This window comes from Capnocytophaga sp. G2 (assembly GCF_035282625.1).
GTDB lineage: Bacteria > Bacteroidota > Bacteroidia > Flavobacteriales > Flavobacteriaceae > Capnocytophaga.
In genome coordinates, this window is record NZ_JAYKBU010000013.1 from 1 (window position 1) to 14089 (window position 14089).

Sequence of the window (14089 nt, forward strand, 5' to 3'; positions counted from 1 at the left end):
AAGGCCTTTGCTTTAGCTTTCTTTTATATCAATTATGGGTACATCTAAAGTTGTATCATACTTTTTGAAGCACCACCACTTCTTCATCCATAACTACTTTTTATAACAGAGATTTATTAGGAATTATTGATTTAAGTTTCGCAAGCTTTGTAATTTAACATGAGTTCGATATAACAAAAGCTCCCACTGATTTTTGCGAATTTCACAGATTTTCTATGCCTGTGTAATTGTGTTGTTGCAATTTACACAGATTTGTATAAGACCTTTGGTCTTATTTATCCGTGAAAATCCGTGGAATTTGTGGGAGAAAAAATATAATTTTGCTTACGTCGAACTCTCATTAGTTGTTAGCTATCAGTGTTTTACAATTCATCACCAGCGTGGTGATGAATTGAGGTTACTAATTGGGGCTGGTTTATTCCTCTATGAGATAATAGTTTTCAAGGCCTCTGTTTTACTGCCTGTAGCAATAAGAGCATCATGATGATTAATAGCTATAAGCCATTCGTATTTCTTAGAAACAAAATAAAACTCATCATAATGACGAAGTTCTCCTATAAGTGGGAGTACTGGGGTTATCCTCCCTTCATAAAACCAAAACTTATCATTCTGAGATTCCGCAAAGATAAAGAATATCTCTTCCTGTGCATCAATAAGTTCAGTAAGATAATTTTCAGGATTATGAGGCGGAACAAAAGCAACCGCTTCTTGAGAGAAATCCTCCCAAAGCCAATAGTACCTACCTCTTTGATGCTTGCAGAATGTCTTATAAATCTGAGTCTCTACAGCTTTCCATTCTTCTATCCCTAATAAGCGAAAATCCTCTGAAGAAATCTGCAATTGAACCACTAATTGTGCTATTTCTGTTCTAAGACTTGTCCAGGTTCGTTTTTTCTTTGCCATTAGTTATTTCTTTTGTTTGTCTCTGAATAAGTTGAATTATATAATAGCCACTAACTTCTGAGTACTGACCACTGACTACTGATCTAATCCGCTAAACAAATCGGGTTGTGTCGCCTCTGGTGCTGCGGTTTCCTCTTCTTCGGTGGGTTCTTCTACTGTTTGAGGTTCTTCGTATGGAAGTGGCTCCAAAGGAATAATCTCCTTGATACGCTCAGTGGTGAGTTGGTTACCAATGGCTTTGATACCCTTGATAGCGATAAACTCTTCTATATTGACCGTTTGGTTTTCGGCACGCTCTCTGCCTGTCTTGGTAAATACGACCTCCGCCATAGGACGCCACTGAGTGGAGACAAAAAGCAGCTGAGACTTAGGGTGATCGGAGATAACCAGTTCCTCACGGTTGGGGTTTTCCACTAAGAAGCGTTTGACAAAGTAGCGTTCCTTCTCTCCTTCGTAGTGAATGACCGAAATAGGCTTTTCGGGATTCCACTTTTCTATGATGAGCAGGTTCGGGTCAAAGTGTAGGGAGAGATCAGGAATCACTGTCTTCACTACGGCATCCTTACCAATCAGTAGTAACCTATCTTCACCCTTGAAGGAGCCAAGCAGCTCCCCACGCCCTTCGGTATTGAGACGGTGTACAATAGGGTCGTACCATATCTTGCGTGGCTTGAGGGTGGATATACCTTTTTCCTTGAGTTCTATACGCTTAATGGCGTACTTTGTCACGATATTTCCGCGAGAGGCTCTTCCTTTGATAAGAATATCAGCAAAATTGATATCCCATTTGAGTTTCTTTACGCTACCTGCCTGACGGAGTATGATGGTTATCACCTCCGCCTCTCCGTTGGGATTGGCTGAAAAGTATAGGATTTGAGAATCCTTATGTGGTTCTATCACATCATATTCCTTGTCACGGATAATTCCCGTTACGGTAAAGCGCTTAATATAGGAGATTTTGTCATTTCCATTACGATACACTAAGTTGTACACCGTACGGGTGTCATTCTTCTTGAATACCCCCACATGAACAATATTCTTACCTATATAGCTCTTTTCGGTTACTTTGGTAATAATCATTTTCCCATCAGCGGTAAAGACGATAATATCGTCTATATCGCTACAATCGGCTACATATTCGTCTTTTTTGAGAGAGGTACCCACAAAACCCTCTTCCCGATTGACATAGAGTTTAAGGTTACGTACCACTACCTTGGTAGCCTCAATGGTGTCGAAAGGTCGTATCTGCGTTTTGCGCTCCTTACCTTTGCCATATTTCTTTTGCAAATTCCTGAAATAGTCAATGGTGAAAGAAATCAAATTGGCTAAGTGATTTTTGACCACTTCTATATCAGCTTCTATCTTTAGGAGATTTTCCTCGGCCTTGTAGGTATCATAGCGAGTGATACGAATCATAGGAATTTGGGTAAGGCGTTCCAAGTCCTCATCGGTGATAGGGCGTAAGAGTTGTTCCTTGAAGGGTTCAAAGCGCTCGTATAGGTAGGCAAAAAGGCTTTCCTTGTCATTATATTTCTTAAAGTCAATATACATCTCCTCGCGAATAAATATTTTCTCCAAGGAGGCGTTGTGCCATTTTTGCTCAAGGTCATCAAGCTTTACCTCCAACTCCTTTTTGAGAATCTCCACGGTGCGATCGGTGCTCTTGCGCAGTACATCGCTCACTCTAATAAAGTGGGGTTTGTTATCCTCAATCACACAGCAGAGTGGAGAAATAGAGAGTTCACAATCGGTAAAGGCATAGAGAGCATCTATGGTCTTATCCGGGGAAATTCCCTTGGGCAGGTGTACCAATATTTCCACATGCTTGGCAGTATTATCATCTACCTTGAGTATTTTTATTTTTCCCTTTTCATTGGCTTTAAGAATAGAATCAATCAGGGATGAGGTGGTGGTTCCGAAAGGAATTTCGGTAATTACTAAGGTGGATTTATCCTTTTGGGAAATCCTAGCACGCACTCTAATGCGTCCTCCTCGCATCCCATCGTTATAGCCTGCCACATCCATGATACCTGCGGTGGGAAAATCAGGATAGAGTTCAAAGGGCTTTCCTTCTAAGTACTGAATAGAAGCCTCAATAAGTTCATTAAAGTTATGGGGTAAAATTTTGGTAGAGAGTCCCACAGCGATTCCCTCGGCTCCTTGGGCTAAGAGCAAAGGAAATTTCACAGGTAAGTGTACGGGTTCATCATTACGCCCATCATAACTTTTTTGCCACTGGGTTACCTTAGGGCTAAAGAGCACTTCAAGAGCGAAGTGAGAGAGTCGTGCCTCAATGTATCGGGGAGCAGCTGCATCGTCACCTGTGAGGATATTTCCCCAGCTTCCTTGTGTATCAATCAAAAGTTGCTTTTGTCCTAATTGAATAATGGCATCGCCAATGGAAGCATCACCATGGGGATGGTACTTCATGGTATTCCCTACAATATTGGCTACCTTGTTATAGCGACCGTCCTCCAACTCGTCCATGGAGTGCATGATACGTCGTTGTACAGGCTTAAAGCCATCCTCTATAGCAGGAACAGCCCGCTCTAAGATCACATAAGAAGCATAGTCCAAGAACCAAGTCTCATACATTCCACTGATACGAGTAATAGTCTCTTGGGAATCTCCTTGTGGAGTTTCAGAAGATAGATTTTGTTCTATAGGAGTATTTTCTTCCATAAAAGTAAAAAGCAAAAGATAAAAAGTAAAAGGAAAACCTATTACCTTTTACTTTTTACCTGATATTAAAACTGTTGTCCAAAAATAAAGTGTGTTTCCCATCCGTGAGGAGTAGTTCGCCCATTGATTCCATCATATCCATATCCAAAATCAAAACCTAACAATCCGAGCATAGGCATGAAGATACGTACTCCAAATCCTGCAGATCGCTTGATATCAAAAGGATTATACTGAGAAAAACTCTGGAAAGAATTAGCTCCTTCAGCAAACACCAATCCATAGATAGAAGCAGTGGGTTTCAGAGTAATAGGATAGCGCATTTCTAAGGAGAATTTGTTATAAATCACATCTCCATCCCGTGAAGAAAGGGATTGATTAGGATAACCTCGCATTTGTATGTATTCACGTCCTTCCAAAGTATTATAAGCCATACCATCTCCTCCCACTAAGAAACGCTCAAATGGTACAGTTCCTCGGTGTCGGTTATAATAGCCTAAATAACCAAAATCCACGCTTGGCTTCAATACTAACTTATCCACAAGATTTAAGTACCATATCCCTTGTAAGCGAAGTTTATAATATTCAAGCCATTTGAAACGCTCTTGATCAATTTCTGAAATACGATTGGTATTCTTTTGAGATGCTGCCTGGGCACGTTGCTCCATAAGGGACTTATAATCCACATTACTGAATAATGAATAAGGTGGAGTAAGCTTAGCTGTGATGGTAAAATCACTTCCCCCCAATGGAAAAATAGGATTAGGTCCACTAGAACGTCTGCTCAAAGATATAGTATAGGCAAGGGCATTAGAATGTCCATTTCCAAAGGTAAAAAGCGTAGTATTATAATTTCTTAAATCATAATAATTATAGCTAATATACTGGGCCAATTGGAAATAATCATCAGGTACTCTTAAGCGCTTAGCCAAACCTAAAGTAACCCCTGTAATATAGAATCGTTTACTTTTATCTACATCATAAGTATAGTAGTTATAGTTATAGCTTACAGAATAATTAAATGATACGGAGAACTGTACAGGACGTTCTCCACCCATCCATGGTTCCATAAAAGAAAAACTTGCGACTCGATAAGAACGACTAGCACTCACATTCAAGGAAAGCCTTTGAGCATCTCCCATTGGAAGTGGGCGATAAGATTTCTTATCAAATATATTCTGTATAGAGAAGTTATTAAAATTAAGCCCTAAGGTACCTATAAAACCTCCTCCTCCATAACCTCCTTGTAGTTGAATTTGGCTAGAAGAGCTAGTATCATCCAATCCGTATTCCAAATCTACAGTTCCTGAATTAGGGTCAGGATTCTTTATTTGAGGGTTAATTTTTTGAGCATCAAACATACCTAATTGAGAAAGTTCACGTACGGTACGGATTACATCCTCTTTGGAATACAAATATCCTGGTCGGGTACGGAGTTCCCTATAAATAACCCTATCATTGGTAATAGTATTTCCTGCAATAGAAATATTATTAAAATGGGCAGGTTTTCCTTCATGAATACGAATTTCAAAATTAATAGTATCATTTACCACTGAGGTTTCTACTGGATTAATTTGTGAAAAAAGATACCCTGTATTCTGATAAAGGTTAGAGATACTATTAGCATCTGGATCTTTGGGATCATTGATACGATTACGAAGCTGTACTCCATTATATACTTCTCCCTTCTTGAGCCCTAGTATATGACTGAGCGCTTGATTGCTATAAACGGTATTCCCTAAGAATTTAATATCTCCAAAATAGTATTTTTTACCCTCTTCTAAGGAAATCTTAATATCAATATTTTCTTTTCCATCATAAATAGTATCATGAGTTACACGTGCATCACGATATCCATTTTCTTTGTAGAAGTCAATCAGGGAAGAGATATCTTCCTTGTATTTATCTTGTACATATTTAGAACGTTTCCAAAACCGTCCAAAGAAGCGCTGCTTAGTCTTTTTCAATTGGCGACGAAGTTTAACATCGGTAAATTTTTCATTTCCTTCAAAAGTAATATGATTAATCTTTACCTTATTACCTCTATCTATATGAATAAGCATTTTCTCCTTTGTTCCCAAAGAATCAGCCTCTTGGGTAGAGATATTCACCTTTGTATTAAGATAACCCTCCTTCTTATATTTATTAGTGATATAGGATTTTGTTTTAGCAATAAGGCTCTCATTAAGTTTCTTGCCCTTATCAAGCTGTTCCTTAGTAAGCTCTAACTTCTTTATAAGTTCTTCTCCCTTTCTCTTACGGAGACCTACAACCTGCACCTCTACAAGTTCAGGCATTTCTTGAATAGCGAACTCCAAGAATACTTTATCACCTTCTGTTTTAGTAATATAGATATCAATATCGTTAAATACTTGATAATCCCATAATTTATGAATAATACGGGTAAATTTTTCACTAGGAATTGTAATTTTGTCCCCAACTTTAAGTCCAGAGGCGACAATAATCGTTTGTGCATTGTAGTGCTTTGCACCTTTTACCTCTATTCCTCCTATGATAAACTCCCTTCCCTTTTCAAGGGAAGTAAGCTCTGTCTCTTGAGTGATAAGAGTATCTTTCACGGCAAAGTCCTTGCTGGTTTCATCCTGTTGTGCATAAGCCATATTGAGAAAAAGTATCCCAAAAATGTATACAAATGTTCTCATACTAAGTAAGTTGTTCACTGGTTTTTCCAAATCTGCGTTCTCTATTTTGATAATCTAAAAGGGCTTTATGTAGTTCTTCAGGAGTAAAATCAGGCCAAAGAACATTAGTAAAATATAATTCTGCATAAGCTATCTGCCAAAGAAGAAAATTACTGATACGATACTCTCCACTGGTACGAATAAGCAAATCCACTGGAGGAATTCCCTTAGTATAAAGTGATTCCTCCACAATATTAGGAGTAATATCACAAGGAGAGAGTTCTCCTTTTTCCACCTTCTGAGCTACTCGCTGAACCATCTGCAAGATTTCTTGTTGTCCTCCATATCCTAAAGCAAGACTCACAGTTGTTTTTGTATTATTTTGAGTAAACTCCATAGCCTTTTGAAGTTCTCTCTGAATACTTTTAGGTAGGCTCTGCAGATCTCCTATGGCATTAAGTCGGACATTATTCTTCTGCATAACAGCCATCTCTTTTTTTAAATATCTTGACAGCAAATGCATCAGTGCATCTACCTCTAACTTAGGTCGCTTCCAATTTTCAGAGGAAAAAGTATATAGTGTAAGATAAGGAATTCCAATCTGAGAGACTTCCTCTATAATTTTACGTACAGTCCTCGCTCCTTTTTCATGCCCGAAAATACGTTTCTTGCCTTGTTGTTTTGCCCAACGTCCATTTCCGTCCATTATGATTGCTAAATGTTTGGGTAACCTTTCCTTATCTATATTCATCTATATCTATTTGCCAATTGCTATCAAGTGGCAAAGATATGATTTTTTCTTTAATTTAAGGAGATATTTTTTAACAAATAACATCTTATTTTTATTTTTTTAGCAATCATAAAAAAGAAGATTACTTTTTTAAGTTTTTTTTATAAAAATATCCCTTATTACAATATAGTAATAGGGATATCCTATATAACAATCTATAATTATTTCAAAAAAAAACAAAAGTGTTCTATTTAGCAAATTCAAAACAGTTGCATTTTTTTGCCCCAAAAGTATAAGTAAGATAAAAACCTGAGACCATATACCAATCAGGGGTATTAAGGTTTCCAAACTTCACTCCTTTGGAGGAATAGCTACCATCTAGATTATTAGTAAAAGTATAACGTAAACTCACTTCTGCCCCTACCAGAAAGCGTGATCCCCACAAGCGTGTTTTAACCCCTAAAGTAAAAGGAATCGCCCATGATTCATCTCTTTCAGGATATTTTTGATGCTTAGCTTCCTGTCCTGTAAGAGCAAGATTATCAAAATATAGCCTATCCATCTTAAAATAATAAAATCCTGTATGTATATAAGGAGTGAAAAGTAGCTTAAAGGGCTCATGAGTATCAAAATGTAAGAAATCATATTCTACTCCCACTCCCATTTCCACCATTCTATTTTTAAAAGAAAAGTCTCTATTTTTGCGTGCTTCTGTTGTTGCTCTAGCATCACTATCCCAAAGGTCAAACCATTTAATATCAGCCCGTGCAGAAAGTTGTTTATATAAGTTACGCTTATATAAAAATCCCACAGCTGGCTTGGTAGGAAACACATAATAAGTAGCTCCTATATCGGAGATAGGATTCACTCCTCCAAAGAATACACCTATCTCATTATATTGTGCACTCACTTTAGAGAAGAAAGATATTCCTATAAAAAAAAGAAAAATATATTTTCGCATTGTATCTTTTTAATTAATTAGACCTGCCTTGCAACAGTGACTGAACAGCTGAAAGGCAAAGACTAAAGAGAACAGCATACCAAAAACCTACTATTTCTATCCCTTCAATAAGCTTATCAGCTAAGATAATGATAATTGTATTGATAATGATTAGAAATAATCCGAAGGTAACAACTGTAATAGGAAAAGAAAGCACTACCAAAATAGGCTTTAGAAATACATTTAAAATACTTACCACTAAGGCAAAAAGTAAAGCATCTGAGAAATCTCTCACATAAATATGAGGCAATACCCTACTTAGACCCAAAATAAGTATACTGGTAATAATAATATTAAGTATATACTTCATTTTAATAAATTATTTTTGTAAAAATTGATAGGTTGTCTCAAAAAATTCCTTAGGTTTTTCTACCTGTATCCAGTGCCCTGCATCCTGTATAACTACTCGTTCAGCCTTTGGAAAATGTTGTTTGATAAGAGTCATATCCTCTGGCAATACATAAGAGGATTTTCCTCCCACCACAAAAAGTGTTTCCCCATTATAAACAGTTCCTACAGGAAGTGCTGTACCAATCTCAGCGACACGTTCTCTAAGAACCGGCAAATTAATACGCAAACCTAATTCTTCAGAAGTCTTTCTATACACATTCTTAAGCAAGAACTGACGCACAGAAGGTTCTATGATGAATTTTCCTAATTGTTTATCGGCTTCTTCACGAGTTTTAATTTGAGAAAAATCTAAAGTTGAAAGTGCATCCAATATTACCTTATGATGTACAGGATAATATTTAGGAGCCATATCCACCACCACAATGCGTTCAGCACGCTTAGGATAGGTTACTGCCAGAAGCATAGTTGTTTTTCCTCCCATAGAATGCCCTATAATAGGAGCCGAATCAATATGATAGAAATCCATATAACGAATAAGATCCTCTACCATCAAAGCATACGAGAATTCAGAAGAATGAAAACTATGTCCATGGTTACGGGCATCTATCACGTGTACTTGATAGCCCACCTCTGCAAAACGAAGTGATAGGGTTCGCCAATTGTCTGCCATACCTAAAAAGCCATGTAATATAACTAAAGGTTTTCCCTCTCCTACTATTTGTGAATTAACAAGTTCCATAATATTATTATTTAAGACGATATAAATACATACTTACTACATTTTGTAAACCTAAATACAGAGCTTCACTTATAAGAGCATGTCCTATAGAAACTTCTAAAAGAGAAGGAATATTTTCTTTGAAATAGTGTAAGTTATCTAAATTAAGGTCATGTCCCGCATTAAGCCCTAATCCTATACTATCGGCTACCTTCCCCGCAAGTATATAAGGTGTTATGGCTTCTTTATTACCAAAGGCATACCCTTTAGCATAAGCCTCTGTATAGAGTTCCACTCTATCAGTACCTGTTTTAGCAGCGGCTTCTATCATTTTAGGAATGGGATCCACAAATAGAGAAGTACGAATGCCATTACGCTTGAATTCAGCTACTATCTCAGTAAGATAAGCCTGATGAATAAGAGTGTCCCAACCTGCATTGGAAGTAATAGCATCCTCAGCATCTGGAACAAGGGTAACTTGCGTAGGTTTTATCTGTAGAACCAAATCCATAAACTTTGGAATAGGATTTCCTTCTATGTTATATTCAGTATGTACTATTTGCTTCAAATCCAAAGCATCTTGATAACGGATATGACGTTCATCTGGGCGTGGGTGAATCGTAATTCCTTCTGCTCCAAATTCTTGAAGATCAGTAGCTACTTGCAATAAATTAGGTACATTACCTCCTCGTGAGTTACGCAATGTAGCTATTTTATTAATATTTACACTAAGCTTTGTCATTTATTTATTTCTTTAAGTGGGTGCAAAGGTACAAATTATTTTCTTTACTACATTCCTAATATTATGAAACTTATCCTCCACATTTACAATCAGGACCTCCTCCACATCTTTTCTTTTTAGTAAAAAAGAATTTTTTCACTAAGAAAACAACAGCAAATGCCACCAAAGTATATGTAATTATATCTTGTATCATCTGTATTCTATTTTTTCTGACAAAGATATTGCTTTTTCTCAATAAATAAATTTATTTTAACTAAATCAAAACATGAATATATATCCATGAAAATCAGTATATTGTACAATATACTGATTAGACTTTATTTGTTTTAAAATATTTTTCTAAAAAACACGTTTTTTAAATTTTTTGTTTCCAAAATAATATGTATTTTTGCAAAAAATATTTACAATATCTCCATTGTAAAAAATTCTAAAATAGAATATATAATAATCATGGATAACTCACTTATCAATCTCATAATAGAACAGCGAAGGGATATCAAAAATATACTTCCTAAGAGGAAAGCAGAGGATTTTATAGATAGCCTATACCGCTTACTTTTTAACCTGGATATGGTCCCCTGTGAATGTCATTATGAGATAGAGCAACGGTTGAAGATAAAGCAATTAGAGTTTTCTCAAATCATCTATGATTATTGTAAATCTGATCAAACAGCTCAAAGAGAAACTCTATTCCTTTTTAACAATATGGAGGAGATATATCTTACACTATTATCCGATGCACAAACCATCTTAGAGAATGATCCTGCTGCACAGAACTTAGAGGAAGTATATATCGCTTATCCTGGTTTCTATGCTATTGTTATTCATAGGTTTGCCCATCAATTATGGTTACGAGATTTGAAGCTATTGGCACGTATTTGGTCGGAATTCGCTCACAGTAGAACAGGGATAGATATCCATCCTGCTGCACAAATTGGTAAGAACTTCTGTATAGATCATGGCACAGGCATAGTCATTGGAGAAACTTGCGTGATTGGAAACCATGTAAAGATATATCAGGGAGTTACTTTAGGAGCTCTTTCTGTTTCCAAAGATAAAATGAATACCATACGACACCCAAAAATAGGTGATAATGTTATTATTTACTCAGGGGCTACTATTCTGGGAGGAAACACAAATATTGGTCATGATAGTATCATTGGAGGAAATGTCTGGCTTACTGAGAGTATTGAACCATATACAGTTATATACCATAAAAATGAGATGATTACCAAGCAAAGGACTCCTACTACTGAGCCTATCTTTTTTCATATATAGAAACAATTTTTATTAAATATTATATTTACATTTTATGAAGTACAGTAACATTTTGGGAGCTATAGGAAACACTCCCGTAATTCGTCTATCTAGGCTTTTCCCTACACATCAGGTTTGGATTAAACTTGAAAAAAGCAACCCTGGTGGAAGTATCAAGGATCGCATTGCCCTTGCAATGATTGAAAAGGCGGAAAAAGAAGGGCTTATTAATAAAGATACCCTTATTATTGAGCCTACCTCTGGAAATACTGGTGTAGGATTGGCTTTGGTAGCTGCAGTAAAGGAATATAAGTTAGTTCTTGTTATGCCAGAATCCATGAGTGTAGAGCGTCGCAAACTTGTTTCTGCTTATGGAGCTTCTTTCGTACTCACTCCTAAAGAAAAGGGAACGGGAGGAGCCGTAGAGAAAGCCAAAGAACTTGCTGCTTCTATTGCCAATTCTTGGATTCCACAGCAGTTTGAAAACCCTGCTAATCCTGAAATCCATCGCCTTACTACCGCCCAAGAGATTGTAGATGACTTTCCACAAGGAGTGGATTATTTCATCTCTGGCATTGGAACGGGAGGGCATCTCTCTGGCATCGGAGAAATTCTAAAACAGAAGTTTCCAAGAACAAAAGTATTAGGAATAGAGCCTGCTACTTCTGCTGTGCTTAGTGGGGGTAAACCGGGACCTCATCCTTTACAAGGTATTGGGACAGGATTTATCCCTAAAACACTTAATACTTCTATTTATGATGGTATTATCACTATTGATAAAGATGAAGCTTATGATTATACTCGTCGCTTAGTGAAAACTGAGGGTATCTTAGCGGGTATTTCCACAGGAACTTCTCTTGCCGCTATTGCTAAAAAGCTTCCTGAAATCAAAGAGAATGAAACTATTCTCACCATTAATTATGACTCAGGAGACCGTTATTGGTCTGTAGCAGACTTGTTTGAGGAAAATCCCTTCAATCTATCATAAATTAATCTTAGAAAATTCCCTTTGCTTTCTATAACAAAGGGTTATTTTTTTGTATCTTTGCCAAAAAATAATATGCGTATACTTATACAGCGCGTAAAGAAAGCTAGTGTTTCCATCAAAGGAACTATCCATTCAGAGATTTTACAAGGTCTACTTATCTTTTTAGGAATAGAAGAAGCCGATAACCAAGATGATATTGATTATCTATGTAAGAAAATTGCACAGATTCGCCTGTTTAATGATAGCAATGGGGTAATGAATCTCTCTTTGCAAGAGGCAGATGCTTCCTTATTGGTAGTTAGCCAATTCACCCTACATGCAAATACTAAAAAAGGAAATCGCCCTTCCTACATTCGGGCAGCAAAGCCAGAGATAGCAATCCCCTTGTATGAACAATTTATTAAAACTCTTAATAAAATAGCACAAACAACGGTTGCTACAGGAGTTTTTGGCGCCAATATGCAGGTGGAACTCTGTAACGATGGTCCTGTTACTATTTTTATAGATAGCAAAATGCGCGATTTCTGACTACAGAATCACGCATTTATTATAATTAGGTTTCTGACTTTCACCAAAACTATGCTCTTACGGGCAAATTCATGATAAGGTCAATATACAGATTTACCTTATCCTTAAGCTCCTTACGGTTCACAATAAAATCCAAAAAGCCATGTTCTTGTACAAATTCTGCTGTTTGGAATCCTTCAGGGAGATCTTTCCCTGTAGTATCTTTAACCACGCGAGGTCCTGCAAAACCAATTAGTGCGCCCGGTTCAGCTATATTAATATCTCCCAACATAGCAAAGGAGGCAGTTACTCCTCCTGTAGTAGGGTCAGTACAAAGAGAAATATAAGGTAATCCTGCATCATCCAACTGTGCAAGCTTAGCAGATGTTTTCGCCATCTGCATAAGAGAAAAAGCTGCCTCCATCATACGAGCTCCTCCAGACTTGGATATCATCATGAAAGGCAAGCGATTATTAATAGCATAATCAATTCCGCGAGCAATCTTCTCTCCTACAACACTTCCCATAGACCCACCAATAAATTCAAAGTCCATGCAGGCAATCACAAGTTCCCTTCCCTTAGATTCTCCTACAGCACAACGAACAGCATCATATAAGTTTGTCTTCTTCTGGGCTTCCTTGAGGCGATCTTTGTATTTCTTTGTATCCTCAAAATCCAAAGGATCTTTGGATTTCATAGTTTTATCCAATTCACTGAATTTCCCATCAAAGAGAATTTCAAAATATTCCTTACTCCCTATACGTACATGGTAACCATCTTCTGGACTGATATAGAAATTCTGAGCAAGTTCTTCTGTCTCAATAATCTTACCCGTAGGAGATTTATACCATAAGCCCTGTGGAATATCCTTTTTCTCCTCAGTGGCTGTCTGTATTCCTTTTGTTTTTCGCTTAAACCAAGACATATGCGTTTTTTAATTTCTAAATTAAGAATACTGATTAACATCTTTTATCACTAAACATATTCAGTATCTCATCATTGAACTGGGCAAAATTACTATTTTTTTCCTAAACTAATTATACTCTTTGTGTTAATGTTCATAAGTTTTTTCTTTTACAAATCATAAAAATCTGACTTTTAACTTCTTAATATCCTTTTTCTTTTTACAAGAATAAAGTCATTCTTTTTACAAAAAATAACATCCTAAAATGATTATTTTTAGAAATAAAAGTGTATCTTTGCCCAACATTAAAAACTATTTAATCATGTCTAAAATAGGAAATACATTAGCAGGCCTAGTTGTAGGTGCTGCTATCGGACTAAGTGTAGGTATTCTCTTCGCTCCTGATGAAGGAAAGAAAACACGCAAACGCATTAGAAAATCATTAGAAGATGTTTCTGATGGTCTAAGAGATAGACTCACTCATTTGAATGAGAATTTAAAAGAAAAGAAATTAAAACTCAAGGGCACTTTAGAAGAAAATGTAGAAAGACTGCTATCCAAGTCTAGTTATAAGACAGAAGAGATTATTAACGCTCTAGAGAGAAAGTTAGAGGATCTCAAGAAAGCAAATGCTAAATTACAAAAATAACCCAAACTAAGTAATTATT

14 protein-coding genes are annotated in these 14089 nt (G+C 36.6%); 4 read left to right on the forward strand and 10 right to left on the reverse strand.

Annotation, left to right across the window (positions count from 1 at the left end; all coding sequences use genetic code 11):
- Positions 1 to 423 precede the first annotated feature (423 nt).
- The 9 genes from VJJ03_RS08205 to VJJ03_RS08245 all read right to left on the reverse strand — a co-directional run bounded on the left by VJJ03_RS08205 (position 424) and on the right by VJJ03_RS08245 (position 9958).
- Positions 424 to 903: a DUF6756 family protein gene (locus VJJ03_RS08205; RefSeq protein ID WP_323974940.1), complete on the reverse strand. Its 480-nt coding sequence runs from the start codon at positions 901 to 903 to the stop codon at positions 424 to 426.
- Positions 904 to 978: 75 nt separating this feature from the next.
- The gene (locus VJJ03_RS08210) at positions 979 to 3585 is read right to left on the reverse strand and encodes a DNA gyrase/topoisomerase IV subunit A (RefSeq protein ID WP_323974942.1); all 2607 of its coding nucleotides are present in this window, start codon (positions 3583 to 3585) and stop codon (positions 979 to 981) included.
- A gap of 65 nt (positions 3586 to 3650) precedes the next feature.
- The gene (locus VJJ03_RS08215) at positions 3651 to 6245 is read right to left on the reverse strand and encodes a BamA/OMP85 family outer membrane protein (protein ID WP_009401352.1); all 2595 of its coding nucleotides are present in this window, start codon (positions 6243 to 6245) and stop codon (positions 3651 to 3653) included.
- Between the two features lies 1 nt (position 6246).
- Entirely contained in the window at positions 6247 to 6975 is a 729-nt protein-coding gene (locus VJJ03_RS08220; RefSeq protein ID WP_323974944.1) for an isoprenyl transferase, read from the reverse strand.
- A gap of 226 nt (positions 6976 to 7201) precedes the next feature.
- The gene (locus VJJ03_RS08225; RefSeq protein WP_009401354.1) at positions 7202 to 7915 is read right to left on the reverse strand and encodes a DUF6089 family protein; all 714 of its coding nucleotides are present in this window, start codon (positions 7913 to 7915) and stop codon (positions 7202 to 7204) included.
- Between the two features lie 13 nt (positions 7916 to 7928).
- Positions 7929 to 8264, reverse strand: a complete 336-nt coding sequence (locus VJJ03_RS08230) for a phage holin family protein (RefSeq protein WP_009401355.1) — start codon at positions 8262 to 8264, stop codon at positions 7929 to 7931.
- Between the two features lie 9 nt (positions 8265 to 8273).
- Positions 8274 to 9044: an alpha/beta fold hydrolase gene (locus VJJ03_RS08235; protein WP_009401356.1), complete on the reverse strand. Its 771-nt coding sequence runs from the start codon at positions 9042 to 9044 to the stop codon at positions 8274 to 8276.
- Between the two features lie 7 nt (positions 9045 to 9051).
- On the reverse strand, positions 9052 to 9765 hold the full coding sequence (locus VJJ03_RS08240) for a pyridoxine 5'-phosphate synthase (protein WP_323974946.1): 714 nt from the start codon (positions 9763 to 9765) through the stop codon (positions 9052 to 9054).
- Between the two features lie 70 nt (positions 9766 to 9835).
- Positions 9836 to 9958 (reverse strand): hypothetical protein, encoded by a 123-nt coding sequence (locus VJJ03_RS08245; RefSeq protein WP_009401358.1) that lies wholly within the window; start codon positions 9956 to 9958, stop codon positions 9836 to 9838.
- A 257-nt stretch (positions 9959 to 10215) separates the two neighbouring features.
- On the opposite strand from VJJ03_RS08245, the gene epsC reads away from it, so the two are divergent.
- The 3 genes from epsC (at position 10216) to dtd (ending at position 12538) form a co-directional block, all read left to right on the forward strand.
- Complete coding sequence (gene epsC / locus VJJ03_RS08250) at positions 10216 to 11043, forward strand: serine O-acetyltransferase EpsC (RefSeq protein ID WP_323974948.1); 828 nt, start codon at positions 10216 to 10218, stop codon at positions 11041 to 11043.
- 34 nt (positions 11044 to 11077) lie between these two features.
- Complete coding sequence (cysK, locus tag VJJ03_RS08255) at positions 11078 to 12010, forward strand: cysteine synthase A (protein WP_323974950.1); 933 nt, start codon at positions 11078 to 11080, stop codon at positions 12008 to 12010.
- A gap of 72 nt (positions 12011 to 12082) precedes the next feature.
- Positions 12083 to 12538, forward strand: a complete 456-nt coding sequence (dtd, locus tag VJJ03_RS08260) for a D-aminoacyl-tRNA deacylase (protein WP_009401361.1) — start codon at positions 12083 to 12085, stop codon at positions 12536 to 12538.
- Between the two features lie 49 nt (positions 12539 to 12587).
- On the opposite strand, the gene accD is transcribed toward dtd, so the two are convergent.
- Complete coding sequence (gene accD / locus VJJ03_RS08265; protein ID WP_009401362.1) at positions 12588 to 13442, reverse strand: acetyl-CoA carboxylase, carboxyltransferase subunit beta; 855 nt, start codon at positions 13440 to 13442, stop codon at positions 12588 to 12590.
- A gap of 301 nt (positions 13443 to 13743) precedes the next feature.
- Between accD and VJJ03_RS08270 the strand changes: the two genes are divergently transcribed.
- Positions 13744 to 14070, forward strand: coding sequence for a YtxH domain-containing protein (locus VJJ03_RS08270; RefSeq protein ID WP_040358728.1), 327 nt, complete (start codon positions 13744 to 13746; stop codon positions 14068 to 14070).
- The last annotated feature ends 19 nt before the right edge of the window (positions 14071 to 14089 follow it).

What these genes read in the sequence shown, in the direction of transcription:
- VJJ03_RS08210 (WP_323974942.1), bottom strand. Translation starts at nt 3,585, where the DNA reads ATGGAAGAAAATACTCCTATAGAACAAAATCTATCTTCTGAAACTCCA.
- dtd (WP_009401361.1), top strand. Translation starts at nt 12,083, where the DNA reads ATGCGTATACTTATACAGCGCGTAAAGAAAGCTAGTGTTTCCATCAAA.
- VJJ03_RS08235 (WP_009401356.1), bottom strand. Translation starts at nt 9,044, where the DNA reads ATGGAACTTGTTAATTCACAAATAGTAGGAGAGGGAAAACCTTTAGTT.
- VJJ03_RS08205 (WP_323974940.1), bottom strand. Translation starts at nt 903, where the DNA reads ATGGCAAAGAAAAAACGAACCTGGACAAGTCTTAGAACAGAAATAGCA.
- VJJ03_RS08215 (WP_009401352.1), bottom strand. Translation starts at nt 6,245, where the DNA reads ATGAGAACATTTGTATACATTTTTGGGATACTTTTTCTCAATATGGCT.
- VJJ03_RS08220 (WP_323974944.1), bottom strand. Translation starts at nt 6,975, where the DNA reads ATGAATATAGATAAGGAAAGGTTACCCAAACATTTAGCAATCATAATG.
- VJJ03_RS08230 (WP_009401355.1), bottom strand. Translation starts at nt 8,264, where the DNA reads ATGAAGTATATACTTAATATTATTATTACCAGTATACTTATTTTGGGT.
- accD (WP_009401362.1), bottom strand. Translation starts at nt 13,442, where the DNA reads ATGTCTTGGTTTAAGCGAAAAACAAAAGGAATACAGACAGCCACTGAG.
- VJJ03_RS08270 (WP_040358728.1), top strand. Translation starts at nt 13,744, where the DNA reads ATGTCTAAAATAGGAAATACATTAGCAGGCCTAGTTGTAGGTGCTGCT.
- VJJ03_RS08240 (WP_323974946.1), bottom strand. Translation starts at nt 9,765, where the DNA reads ATGACAAAGCTTAGTGTAAATATTAATAAAATAGCTACATTGCGTAAC.
- cysK (WP_323974950.1), top strand. Translation starts at nt 11,078, where the DNA reads ATGAAGTACAGTAACATTTTGGGAGCTATAGGAAACACTCCCGTAATT.
- VJJ03_RS08245 (WP_009401358.1), bottom strand. Translation starts at nt 9,958, where the DNA reads ATGATACAAGATATAATTACATATACTTTGGTGGCATTTGCTGTTGTT.
- epsC (WP_323974948.1), top strand. Translation starts at nt 10,216, where the DNA reads ATGGATAACTCACTTATCAATCTCATAATAGAACAGCGAAGGGATATC.
- VJJ03_RS08225 (WP_009401354.1), bottom strand. Translation starts at nt 7,915, where the DNA reads ATGCGAAAATATATTTTTCTTTTTTTTATAGGAATATCTTTCTTCTCT.